Annotated in this window: 10 protein-coding genes and 1 pseudogene; 7 read left to right on the top strand and 4 right to left on the bottom strand. The window is 69.8% G+C overall.

All coding sequences use genetic code 11. The features are described from left to right. Positions 1-3 precede the first annotated feature (3 nt). Positions 4-186, top strand: a pseudogene (locus E3T24_RS17920) (hypothetical protein); the annotation flags it as partial. On the opposite strand, the gene E3T24_RS07170 reads toward E3T24_RS17920, so the two are convergent. Next, on the bottom strand, positions 130-876 hold the full coding sequence (locus E3T24_RS07170) for a phosphotransferase (protein ID WP_347232649.1): 747 nt from the start codon (positions 874-876) through the stop codon (positions 130-132). The pseudogene E3T24_RS17920 and the gene E3T24_RS07170 overlap by 57 nt on opposite strands. A 254-nt stretch (positions 877-1130) precedes the next feature. Here E3T24_RS07170 and E3T24_RS07165 point away from each other — a divergent pair, with 254 nt between their 5' ends. After that, the gene (locus tag E3T24_RS07165; RefSeq protein ID WP_241976151.1) at positions 1131-1532 is read left to right on the top strand and encodes a YchJ family protein; all 402 of its coding nucleotides are present in this window, start codon (positions 1131-1133) and stop codon (positions 1530-1532) included. 11 nt (positions 1533-1543) lie between these two features. On the opposite strand, the gene E3T24_RS07160 is transcribed toward E3T24_RS07165, so the two are convergent. After that, on the bottom strand, positions 1544-1924 hold the full coding sequence (locus E3T24_RS07160; protein WP_134366145.1) for a hypothetical protein: 381 nt from the start codon (positions 1922-1924) through the stop codon (positions 1544-1546). 167 nt (positions 1925-2091) lie between these two features. On the opposite strand from E3T24_RS07160, the gene E3T24_RS07155 reads away from it, so the two are divergent. After that, a complete protein-coding gene (locus E3T24_RS07155; RefSeq protein WP_134434480.1) occupies positions 2092-3129 on the top strand; it encodes an LLM class flavin-dependent oxidoreductase in 1038 nt (345 codons plus the stop codon). On the opposite strand, the gene E3T24_RS07150 is transcribed toward E3T24_RS07155, so the two are convergent. Together E3T24_RS07150 and E3T24_RS07145 are read right to left on the bottom strand one after the other, a co-directional pair. Then, positions 3081-3935: a 5'/3'-nucleotidase SurE gene (locus E3T24_RS07150; protein WP_134434474.1), complete on the bottom strand. Its 855-nt coding sequence runs from the start codon at positions 3933-3935 to the stop codon at positions 3081-3083. The two genes, E3T24_RS07155 and E3T24_RS07150, sit on opposite strands and share 49 nt — an antisense overlap. Next, on the bottom strand, positions 3932-4912 hold the full coding sequence (locus E3T24_RS07145) for a PfkB family carbohydrate kinase (RefSeq protein ID WP_134403154.1): 981 nt from the start codon (positions 4910-4912) through the stop codon (positions 3932-3934). The genes E3T24_RS07150 and E3T24_RS07145 overlap by 4 nt, the downstream gene beginning before the upstream one ends. A gap of 105 nt (positions 4913-5017) precedes the next feature. On the opposite strand from E3T24_RS07145, the gene glgX reads away from it, so the two are divergent. The 4 genes from glgX to E3T24_RS07125 all read left to right on the top strand — a co-directional run. Further along, on the top strand, positions 5018-7222 hold the full coding sequence (gene glgX / locus E3T24_RS07140; protein ID WP_134366148.1) for a glycogen debranching protein GlgX: 2205 nt from the start codon (positions 5018-5020) through the stop codon (positions 7220-7222). Continuing rightward, a complete protein-coding gene (gene treY, locus E3T24_RS07135; RefSeq protein ID WP_134366149.1) occupies positions 7219-9567 on the top strand; it encodes a malto-oligosyltrehalose synthase in 2349 nt (782 codons plus the stop codon). Before glgX ends, treY begins: the two co-directional genes overlap by 4 nt. After that, the gene (gene treZ, locus E3T24_RS07130; RefSeq protein ID WP_134366150.1) at positions 9557-11308 is read left to right on the top strand and encodes a malto-oligosyltrehalose trehalohydrolase; all 1752 of its coding nucleotides are present in this window, start codon (positions 9557-9559) and stop codon (positions 11306-11308) included. Before treY ends, treZ begins: the two co-directional genes overlap by 11 nt. A 376-nt stretch (positions 11309-11684) precedes the next feature. Further along, positions 11685-12394: DUF222 domain-containing protein (locus E3T24_RS07125; RefSeq protein WP_134434473.1), on the top strand; the 710-nt coding region annotated here is incomplete at its 3' end.

The following is a 12394-nucleotide window of genomic DNA, read 5'->3' as shown; positions in this document are numbered from 1 at the left end:
CGCCCGCACGACGGTTGGACCCTGCGGAGCGCAGACGGAAGCCGCACGGCGCACTCAGACAACACCATCGCCATCGTCATCACCGGGCCGATCATCCTCCAGCGGCCGCGCCGATATTCCTGCGGACGCTCAGCTGCCGGCGGGAGGGCCCGCAGGACTGGTCGGCGGGATTGCGCTTTCCGATAGCGAGAGCGCTCGCTCCCAAGCCGTTTGGTTTCGATTGACGTACTCGGCCGCTCCACGCCAGAATTCACCGTGCCCGTTCACGTACATATCGGCCCAGGGCTGAAGACCGGTCTCATAGGAGGTGCACAGGAGTTCGAACATTGCCGCGGTCCGTTTCGCCATTGCCGCCGGAAGCGCCTCGCGGAGCAAAGCGTCGGCCTCATACCCATCGATGAACGCCCGGAGCCTCGACGCGGCGGACTCGACGGGTTCACCGTTAACCAGCAGGGCGAACGCCTGGGCGGCGTAGGCCAGGTCCCACAGCCGGGTGCTCGGCCCCGCACCATCCCAATCGATGAATACCCAGCGCTCGCCAATGACGAGGTTCCACGGCGCAAGATCGTTGTGGCACATCAGGTTCGGCTTGTCCGCTGGCAGCAGCATCTTCCAACCCTCAGGGTCGGGGACCGGAATAGATTCGCTCACATCGTGGATGCGGCGGATCATCCGACCGACCCGGCGCAGGTCCTCGGCATGAAGCGGCATCTGACTCAGCGCGATCGCGCCTTCCACATACTCGACCGTCTGACGACCGGTCTCATCGCGGCCGAGCGGGTGCGGAGCGTCCACTCCGTGCGAACGGAGCGCCGCAAGGTAACTCTGCACGACCAAGCTGTTGTCGATCCAGGGCTTTCGCACCGTGCCGCCCACTCGCACAACACGGCCGGACGCGTTGCCCCCGGTCAGTTCTTGCTCTGCCTCACCCATACCAGCAGGCTAGTGGCCGCACGGGTCTCGGTGGAGCTTCGCAGTGACGCGTGAGAGGGCAAAGACCACCGTTGAATGCCCTCATTCTTCCCTTCGGGGTGATCTCGCGGGTCCAGGACCGTCAACCTGCCGCCGTCTTTCCCTGTGTGTGTCGGCCCGTCCGCGGATGCCGCCAGGACCTGACGGATACTGGAACGGTGCAGATTCCTCCGACCCCCGAGTCCCGCCCCCTGCGGTGTCCCTGCCTGAGCGGCAACCCTTATGCCGAGTGCTGTGGACGGTTCCACCGCAGGGAGGCCGCCGCACCCACCGCCGAGGCGCTGATGCGTTCCCGCTATGCGGCGTTCGCGGTCGGCGACGCGGCGTACCTGTTGGCGACGTGGCATCCGCGCACCCAGCCGGAGACGTTCGCACTGGACGACGAGCTGCGGTGGACCCGCCTCGAGATCGAACGGACCGTGGCGGGCGGCCCGTTCGACACCGAGGGGGTGGTGGAGTTCACGGCGTACTGCCGGGACCGGGGCACGCCGTCGACGCAGCACGAGGTGAGCCGGTTCGTGAAGATCGATCGCCGCTGGGTCTACCTGGACGCGGTCTGAGCCGGCCTCGTCTAGGCGAACGGCAGGAACAGGGCCGCGAGCAGGGCGATGTAGACGATGACGAACACCCCGGGGGTGCCGAAGCGCACAATGTCGATCCAGGCCTCGGACGCCACGATCCGCTTGCCGAGTGTGCTGAGCACCGGCACGGCGCGCAGATCCTCGATGATCGCCAGCCCCTCGTTCGCGGCGGCGATCTGGGCGAGGGCGCCGAGCACACCGGAGGCCAGCAGGATGCCGGCGGCGGCGATGCGCACGCTAACCGCCGCGGTGTCGAGGCCGAGGGAGAGGAGCGCCACGAGGGAGGTCAGCAGGAAGGTCGGTGCGAACTGGGACACGATGATGTGCCAGCGGGCCTTGGTCCACAGGGTGATGAGGTCGAGTTCGGTCATGTCGGAGGCTCCTGCCTTGGTGGCGACCGATTCGCGGCCGCCGGTTTCATTCTGCCCGACCGTCCGCCCGGCCTCACGTCTGCACCGGAATATCCTGACGGCAGCCACGGTTCTCCCTATCTATACATTTGCATAGACTTTGTACCATGATCAAGGAGCGCAACCACATGACGCAGAAGTTCGAACTCGGCCTGGACACCTTCGGAGACGTCACGTTCGACGCCTCGGGAACGCGCCTCTCCCAGGCTCAGGTGCTGCGCAACGTGGTCGCCGAAGCGGTGCTGGCCGACCAGGTGGGCCTGGACTTCTTCGGAATCGGTGAACACCACCGGGAAGACTTCGCGGTGTCCGCCCCCGAGGTGGTCCTGGCCGCGATCGCCGGGCAGACCACCGGCATCCGTCTCGGCTCGGCCGTCACGGTGCTCAGCTCAGACGACCCGGTGCGCGTCTTCCAGCGGTTCTCGACCCTCGACGCCGTCTCCGGCGGCCGTGCTGAGGTGATCCTCGGCCGGGGATCCTTCACCGAATCGTTCCCCCTCTTCGGGTTGGAGCTCTCCGACTACGAGAAACTGTTCGAGGAGAAGCTCAACCTGTTCACCGAGCTGCTCAAGGAGGCGCCCGTCACCTGGGCCGGGGAGACCCGCGGCGGCCTGACCGATCAGCGCGTGTTCCCGCCCACCGAGTCAGGGGCCCTCACCACCTGGATCGGGGTGGGTGGAAGCCCGCAGTCCGTCGTGCGCGCCGCCCACTACGGCCTGCCGCTGATGCTCGCCATCATCGGCGGTTCCCCGCTGGCCTTCGCCCCGCTGGTCGAGCTCTACCACCGGGCGCTGGCCCAGTTCGGGAAGCCGACGAAGCCGATCGGCGAACACTCCCCGGGGTACATCGCCGGCACGGATGCCCAGGCCCGGGAGGAGATGTGGCCGCACTACGCCGCCATGCAGGACCGGATCGGGCGTGAACGCGGCTGGGGTCCCGTGACCCGGGAACGTTTCGAGCACGACGCCAGCCCGGACGGCGCCCTTTTCGTCGGATCGCCGGAGACCGTGGCCCGCAAGATCGCCGCCGCCGCGCAGGGACTGGGGCTCTCCCGCTTCGACCTGAAGTACAGCCTCGGCACCCTGGCGCACGAGAAACTGATGACCAGCATCGAGCTCTACGGCACCGAGGTTGCGCCGCTCGTGCGTGAGCTGCTGGCCGACTGACGTCCCGGCCCCGGCGGGGCCGCGCTCGTCGCCACCGGGACCGGCTCCAGCACGAGGTCCGCGAGCGGGCGTTCCTCGACCGAGCGGAGGCTCGTGACGGTGGCGTAGCCCAGGCGGAGCAGGTCGGCGTCGCTCCCGGACTCCGCGTGGGCCGCGTTATCGGCCACGGCCAGGCGGATCTGATGCCGGTCCTGCTGCGTCATCGTGGTTTGCACGATGCCGAAGCGGGCCAGTTTGGCCGTACGGACCTCCGGCGGCTCGTCGCCCACGATTATGGGCACGTTCAGGTTCAATACGGTGCCGGTGGGCTGGTCGAGCAGGAATGGGATCAGCCGGGCGGCCAGGCGTGACGCGACGCCCCAGCGCGGGGTCGTCGTGTCCGGGGCAACGTCCAGGGACACGGCCAGGCCGCGACCGCCGTTGACGCCCGCGGTGAGCGCGGCCCCCACCGTGCCGGAGTGCAGGATGGCCCGGCCCACGTTGGCGCCCGGATTCACCCCCGAGAGAACCAGCTCGGGCGCCTGGCCGAATGCGCCGTGGCTGGCGATCAGGCTGATCAGGGCGGGGGCGGCGTGTACGGCGTAGCAGGGCACCCCGTCGAGACCCTCCAGGTGCCGACGGTCGACGACGATGCGGCCATCGGTTCCCGTGGAAGTGATGGAGGCCCCGCTGCCGCTGGATTCCGCCGCCGGAGCGGCGACCACCACGTCCAGGCCGGCGTCGAGGGCCGCCAGGGCGAGCCGGAGCAGGCCGGGGGAGTTGATGCCGTCGTCGTTGGTGATGAGGGTCGTGAATGCCGGGATCATTCGTTCTGCACCGTCTGTGCGAGTTCGTCCGGGGTGAGCCTCTTCGCGAACGCGGGGACCCACTCCACCGGGTAGACGCGCACATGGTCCCGCAGCAGCCGCACGGTCTCAGCCTTGCCGGTGCCCAGGCCGTGCCGGGTCACGTTCAGGGCGCCGGCGGCCGCACCGACCGATACGGCCTCCTCGATGGTGCCGCCCGCCGCCAGGGTGGCCGCCACACCGGCCGTGAGGGAGTCACCCGCGCCGTGCGGATCGGCGATCTGCATCGTGGGCACGCAGACCTCGCTGAGCGTGTCGTCGGCCAGCAGAAGCAGGGGCTTCTCCGCCCGGCTGATGATGACCGTGTCCGCTCCCTCGTCCCGCAGGCTGTACGCGGCGGCGAAGAGCTGCTCCTCGTCGGGCGCGCTGATGCGGCCGTCGGCCAGCAGCTCGTCGTCGCTGACCTTGACGACACTGACCTTGCCGCCGAGGGCCGCGGTGAGGCGCTCCCCGGCGAGGTCGGCGATCACGAACCGGCCGGTGGAGCGCAGGTCGGCGGCCAGGCGCCGGTAGACATCCGCCGGCACGACGTCTTCTCCGGCCGGCCCGCTGAGAACGATGGCGTCCGCGCCCAGCCCGGCCCGCAGGGTGAGGTCGTAGAGCTCGTCGAGGTCATGGCGGGAGAGCGGCTCACCCTGGGTCGCAGCGACCTGGCTGCGCTCGCCGCCACGCCGGTCGTGCACATAGGCGGCACCCCGGCCGGCCCGGCGCACGGCGAGCACCCGGATGCCCTCATCGGCGACGAGGTGACCGAGCACCTGGCCGGTCTCACCCGTCAGCACGCAGCACATCGTGACCGACGCGCCGAGGGCCTGCAGCATCCGTGCCTGCCAGACGCCCTGCCCACCGGCGTGCAGATGGATGTCGGCGTGGTCGGCCCGGCCCTCGACGGTGACGGTCAGGACCGGGGACGGCGCGAAGATGACGACCTCGTTCACACGGGCATACTACCCAGACGGGGCCACAGGAACACTGCTGTAGCGTACTGATGGGCCCGAGGCACGCTTTGAACCGCAGGTCCACTCGAAACTTGAGGAGCCCCTTTGGAAACCTGGCCCGGTACCGCTTACCCGCTTGGCGCAACCTACGACGGAAGCGGCACGAACTTCGCCCTGTACAGTGAGGCCGCCCACCGGGTGGAACTCTGCCTGTTCGACGACGACGGAATCGAGACCCGGGTCGAGGTGATCGAATCGGATGCCTTCATCTGGCACTGCTACCTGCCGCTGATCCAGCCGGGGCAGCGCTACGGCTACCGCGTGCACGGTGAGTACAACCCGGCCGAGGGCAAGCGCTCCAACGCGAACAAGCTGCTGCTCGACCCGTACGCCAAGGCCACCTGCGGCAGCATCGACTGGGACCAGTCGCTGTTCTCCTACAACTTCGGCGACCCCGATTCCCGCAACGACGAGGACTCCGCCCCGCACATGATGCTCGGCGTGGTCGTCAACCCGTTCTTCGACTGGGTCGGCGACCGACCGTTGCGCACGCCCTACCGTGACTCCCTCATCTACGAAGCCCACGTCAAGGGGCTGACGAAGCTGCAGGAGCTCGTGCCGGAGTCGCAGCGGGGAACGTACGCGGGCGTCGCGCATCCGTCGGTCATCGACCACCTGCAGAAGCTCGGCGTGACCGCGATCGAACTGATGCCCGTGCACCAGTTCGTCAACGACGGCACCCTCGAGGAAAAGGGCCTGAACAACTACTGGGGCTACAACACCATCGGCTTCTTCGCACCCCACAACGCGTACTCGTCGACCGGGGACCTCGGAAACCAGGTGCAGGAATTCAAGGGGATGGTGCGGAGCCTGCACGACGCGGGCATCGAGGTCATCCTCGACGTCGTCTACAACCACACCGCGGAGGGCAACCACCTCGGCCCGACGATCTCCTTCAAGGGCATCGACAACGAGGCGTACTACCGCCTGATGGACGATGACAAGCGCTACTACATGGACTACACGGGCACGGGCAACACCCTGAACGTGCGCCACCCGCACTCGCTGCAGCTCATCATGGACTCGCTGCGCTACTGGGTGATCGAGATGCACGTCGACGGTTTCCGGTTCGACCTGGCGTCGGCGCTGGCCCGCGACCTCTACGACGTGGACAAGCTCTCCACCTTCTTCGAACTCGTGCAGCAGGACCCGATCGTGTCCCAGGTCAAGCTCATCGCCGAGCCGTGGGACGTCGGCCCCGGCGGCTACCAGGTCGGCAACTTCCCGGCCCAGTGGACGGAATGGAACGGCAAATACCGCGACACCGTGCGCGACTTCTGGCGCGGCGAACCGTCGACGCTGGGCGAGTTCGCCTCGCGCATCACCGGATCCGCCGACCTGTACGAACACTCCGGACGCCGCCCGGTGGCGTCGATCAACTTCGTCACCGCGCACGACGGGTTCACCCTCTCCGACCTGGTCTCCTACAACGAGAAGCGCAACGACGCCAACGGGGAGAACAACCAGGACGGCGAGTCCCACAACCGGTCCTGGAACCTCGGCGAGGAAGGGCCCACCTCCGACCCGGAGATCCTCGTCCTGCGCGCCCGCCAGCAGCGCAACTTCCTCGCCACCATGCTGCTCTCGCAGGGCGTGCCGATGATCCTGCACGGCGACGAACTCGGCCGCACCCAGAACGGCAACAACAACACCTACGCGCAGGACAACGAGCTGAGCTGGCTGCACTGGGACGAGGCGGACCACCCGCTGATCGAGTTCACGGCCGCCGTGTCCCGGCTGCGCCGCGAGCACCCCACCTTCCGCCGCAGCCGCTTCTTCGACGGGCACCCCGGCAAGCGCAACCCGGCCGACGCCCTCAGTGACATCGTCTGGCTGACCAGCGACGGCACCGAGATGCAGTCCTACGACTGGGACGAGAACCGCACCCGCACGGTCGCGATGTTCCTCAACGGGGACGGCATCCGGGAACGCGACTCCCGCGGCCAGACCGTGACCGACGTGAACTTCCTGCTCTGCTTCAACGCGGAAGGCGAAGACGTCGAGTTCACCCTGCCTCCGGTCGAATACGCCCCGGAGTGGGAGGTCGTCGTCGACACCGGCGGCGAGGGTGCCGACTCCATCCCGCGCCCGGCCGGCGCCAAGCACACGGTCACCTCCCGGTCGATCGTGGTCCTCCGCGCCTACCACGCGCCGGAGACCCCGCCGGATCACTCCGTGGCCGCCTCGCTGGCCGCCGGCCACACCGGCGCCATCACCGTGGTCGACGCCGAGTTCCTGGCCAACCAGTGAGGATCCCGCTCTCCACCTACCGGCTCCAGATCACGGCGGCGTTCGACCTGGACGCCGCGGCATCCGTGCTCGACTACGTGACCGAGCTCGGCGCCGACTGGATCTACCTGTCCCCGCTGCTCGCGGCCGAGGACGGCTCTGACCACGGCTACGACGTGATCGACCATTCCGGGATCGACCCGGTGCGCGGGGGCGCGGAGGCGCTGGCCCGCCTAACGGCCGCGGCGACGGATGCCGGCCGCGGCATCCTCGTGGACATCGTGCCCAACCACATGGGCGTCGCGACCCCGGCCGGCAACGCCTGGTGGTGGGACCTGCTCCGGCTCGGCGGCTCGTCCCGCTATGCGGAAGCCTTCGACGTGGACTGGGCCGCGGGCGGCGACCGCATCCTGCTGCCCGTGCTCGGCGACGGCGCGGACGAACTCGACCGGCTGAGCGTGGTCGGCGACGAACTGCACTACTACGACAACCGGTTCCCCCTGGCACCCGGCACGGCCGACGACGGAGCGGATGCCCGCACCGTGCACGGGCGGCAGAGCTACCAACTCGTCGGCTGGCGCCGTGCGGACGCGGAGCTGAACTACCGGCGGTTCTTCACGGTCAGCACCCTGGCCGGGCTCAAGGTTGAGACCCCCTGGGTCTTCGACGAATCGCACCGGGAGATTCTCCGCTGGGTGCAGGACGGTCTCGTTCAGGGGCTGCGGGTCGACCACCCGGACGGCCTCGCCGACCCGGGCGGTTACCTGGACCGGCTGCGGGATGCGACCGGCGGGGCCTATGTCCTGGTCGAGAAGATCCTCGAGGGCGGCGAGCAGCTGCCCGCGAACTGGGCCACGAGCGGCACCACCGGCTACGACGCCCTCGCCGACTTCGACCGGCTCCTCGTCGACCCGGCCGGCCAGGGGGCGCTGGACGCCCTCGAGGCCCGGCTGCAGGCCGAGACCGGGGGCCAGGCGGACTGGCCGGAGCTGGTGCACACGCAGAAACGCGCCATCGCCGACGGCAGCCTCCGCGCCGAGGTCGAGCGTATCGTCCGGCTCCTGCCCGCGATCAAGAACGCCGACGACGCGGTGGCCGAGCTGTTCGCCTGCTTCCCGGTCTACCGCTCCTACCTTCCGGTCGGTGCCGAGAAGCTGCACGCGGCCGCGGCTACCGCGGCAGACCGACGGCCCGACCTCGCGCCCGTGATCGACGCGTTGCTGCCCATGCTGGCCGACCCGGGGCATCCGGCGGCCGTGCGGTTCCAGCAGACGTCCGGCATGGTGATGGCCAAGGGGGTCGAAGACACCTCCTACTACCGCTACAGCCGGCTGACCTCCCTCAACGAGGTCGGGGCCGACCCGGGGGAGTTCGCCGTCGACGCGGCCGAGTTCCACCGCCGGCAGCAGGTGCGCCAGGCCACCTTCCCCGCCTCGATGACCACCCTCTCCACCCACGACACCAAGCGCGGCGAGGACGTGCGGGCCCGCATCTCGGTGCTGGCCGAGATCCCCGCCGAGTGGGAAAACGCCCTGCGCGCCCTGCGCGCCGCCGCGCCGCTCGGCGACGCCCCGTTCGAGAACCTGCTCTGGCAGGCCATCGTCGGCGCCTGGCCGGCATCCCCGGACCGGCTCATCGCCTACGCGGAGAAGGCCGCCCGCGAGGCCGGCACCTCGACCACCTGGACGGCGCAGAACGCGGAGTTCGAAACCGCGATGCACCGCCTCGTGGCCGCCACCGTCGACAACCCGGCTGTCCGTACGACCCTGACCGCCTTCGTCGACCGGGTGCGCCAGGCCGGCTGGAGCAACGGCCTCTCCAACAAGCTCGTGCAGCTGACCGCGCCCGGCGTGCCGGACGTCTACCAGGGCAGCGAGCTCTGGGAGGACTCCCTCGTCGACCCCGACAACCGGCGCCCGGTCGACTACGGCGTGCGGCGCGACTACCTGGCCCGCATCGCCGGCGGCTGGCTGCCGCCCGTCGACGAGACCGGCGCCGCGAAACTCCTGGTCACCACGCGCGCCCTGCGGCTGCGGCGGGAAGCGCCGGAACGCTTCTTCCGCCACCTGCCGGTCGAGGCCCTCGGCGCCCGCGCCGAGAACGTGATCGCCTTCGACCGCGGCGACGCGGTCACCATCGCCACCCGACTGCCGCTTGGACTCGCGGCGGCCGGCGGATGGAACGACACCACCGTGGTGCTGGCCGGTCATCCCGTGATCGACCTGCTCACCGGGGCCCGCCACCCCGGGGGCATCACCCCCGTCGCCGCGCTGCTGCAGCGCTACCCGGTCGCCCTGCTCGTTGCGGACGACGGAACCGCACCCGCCACTGCCACCGCCACGGAAGGGGCCGTCGATGCCCGCTGAGTACTTCGAGGTCTGGGCGCCGACCGCCACCACCATGGCCGTCGCGCTGTCCGACGACACCCAGGTGCTGACGCGTCAGGCAGACGGATGGTGGCGCGCGCCCCGCCCGGCGGGCGACGGGCCGGTCGACTACGGCTTCCTGGTCGATGGCGAGGGGCCGTTCCCCGATCCGCGCTCCCGGCACCAGCCGAACGGCGTCCACGGCGCCACCCGCACCTTCGACGCCGCTGAGCACGTCTGGGGCGACCAGCGCTGGACCGGTCGCCAACTGGCCGGCAGCACCATCTACGAAATGCACCTCGGCACCTTCACCCCGGAGGGCACCCTGGCGGCCGCGGCCGAGCGGCTGCCCCACCTGGCCTCCATCGGCGTGGACTTCGTGGAACTGCTGCCGGTCAACGCCTTCAACGGCACCCACAACTGGGGCTACGACGGCGTGCTCTGGTACGCCGTGCACGACGGGTACGGCGGGCCCGCGGCCTACCAGGGCTTCGTGGACGCCTGCCACCAGGCCGGCATCGGCGTCATCCAGGATGTCGTCTACAACCACCTCGGACCCAGCGGCAACTACCTGCCCCAGTACGGCCCTTACCTGAGCCAGGCGGGCGGCACCAGCTGGGGGTCCTCGCTCAACCTCGACGGGCCGGACTCCGACCCGGTTCGGCAGTACATCATCGACAACGCCCTGATGTGGCTGGGCGACTACCACGTCGACGGCCTCCGGCTCGACGCCGTGCACGCCCTGCACGACGAGCGCGCCACCCACCTGCTCGAGGAACTCGGCTCCGCGGTCGACGCGCTGAGCGCATCCGTCGGGCGGCCGCTCAGCCTGATCGCCGAGTCCGACCTCAACGACCCCCGGATGATCACCCCGAGGGAAGCCGGCGGCTACGGCCTCACCGCCCAGTGGAGCGACGACTTCCACCACGCGGTGCACGTCTCGCTCACCGGGGAGACGTCCGGCTACTACGCCGACTTCGAGCCGCTCGGGGCCCTCGCCAAGGTGCTCACCCGCGGTTTCTTCCACGACGGCACCTTCTCCAGCTTCCGCGCCCGCACGCACGGCCGCCCGATCGACACGAAGAAGACGCCCGCGTGGCGCCTCGTCGTCGGCAGCCAGAACCACGACCAGATCGGCAACCGGGCCACCGGCGACCGGCTGCCCGCGACCCTGGATGCCGGCCAGCTCGCGATCGCGGCGACGCTGACCCTGCTCGGTCCGTTCACCCCGATGCTCTTCATGGGGGAGGAGTGGGGCGCCGGCACACCGTGGCAATTCTTCACCTCGCATCCGGAACCCGAACTCGGCGAGGCCACCCGCAAGGGCCGAATCGGCGAGTTCGCCCGGATGGGCTGGGACCCGGCCGCCGTCCCCGACCCGCAGGACCCGGCGACGTTCACCCGGTCCAAGCTCGACTGGGACGAGACCGCCCGGCCGGAGCACGCTCGTCTGCTCGCCTTCTACCAGGCCCTGGCGGGCCTGCGCCGCTCCCAGGCGGGGTTCACCGACCCCAGCCTCGACCGGGTCGCGGTGGACTTCGACGAGCACGAGCGGTGGCTGCGGGTCACTCGCGGCGACACCCAGATCCTGCTGAACCTGGCCGCGGTCGCCCGGCGTGTGCCGGCCGAGGCCGGCGCCGTGCTGCTCGAGTTCGCGGCCGAGGGCGAGGCCGTCCGGGGCCGCGACGCGAGCGCCGTGCTCCTGTCTCCGCACGCCGTCGCGATCCTGGCCGCCTCCTAAGCGGTCGCCGGTCCCGGTTCCTGGTTTCCCATTCCCATTCCCGGTCCCGGTCCCCGGTGCCGTTCCCCGGTCCCGTTCCCCGTTCCCCGTTCTCGATCTCGCCGAGCCGTGACTTCCGCCCCTCTTTTTCGTCTGCGGAGGATCGCAACTCACGGTTCGGCGGGGTCTGGGCGAGCCGTGACTTCCGCCCCTCTTTCGTGTCCGGAGAGGGGCGATACTCACGGCTCGGCGAGGTTTTGGGCAGCGTGCATCACGGCCTCGCGAGCCGGCGAGTCCCACGAGTAACACCCGCCTCATTCGTAACTATCTGCGAAATACTTTGGTAAATAGTTGAGATAGTCTCGACAACACGTACGCTTTGCGCTAAAATCGGGGCATGGCAGGAGCATCCGCACCGCAGTCACCAGCCGCCCCGGCAGAGGCTGCAGATTCACCTGCGCAGCTGATCCGGCAAGTCGCCTTGGCCCTCGCCACTGTCCTTGACGACATCACGCTATCGCTACTCACTGACACGGGCGCCCTGGCCGTCCTTGGCGCGGTGGAGCAGCTCGGCCGCCGGGTCGACGCGGCACGGGTGGCCACGGCAACGGATGTCGCGGACCGCTCCCGCAGCATCCTCGGCCACGACTCCCTGGCCTGGAAACAGGGGGCCAGCAACGGCGTCGACCTGATCACGCGCCTCACCCGGGTCTCCGCCCGGGAGGCCAACCGGCGTGTGCGGCTCGGCGGGAACGTCAGCCAGCGGCGGGCCGGCACCAGCATGCTGCCCCCGTACTACCCGACCGTCGCCGCGGGACTGACCTGCGGGGAGCTCGGCATCGACGCGGCCGAAGCCATCGTCACGGCCCTCGACAAGGTCAGCCCGAGCGTCGCCCCGGACGACCTCCTGACCGCGGAACGCGCACTGGTCGCCGCCGCTACCGGTGCCATCACCGAAGAAACCCAGGGGCTGCCCGGGGAGGGGTTCGCGTTCCCCACGGACCTGATCCGGGGCATGGCCCTGCAGTGGCAGGCCCGGCTCGACCCCGACGGCACCGCCCCGAACGAAGACGTCGCCGAGCCGCGCAGCACCGTCGGGTTCGGCCT

Source organism: Cryobacterium sp. TmT2-59 (genome assembly GCF_004403545.1).
Taxonomy (GTDB): Bacteria; Actinomycetota; Actinomycetes; order Actinomycetales; family Microbacteriaceae; genus Cryobacterium; species Cryobacterium shii.
This window is presented reverse-complemented; position numbering and strand designations above follow the sequence as displayed.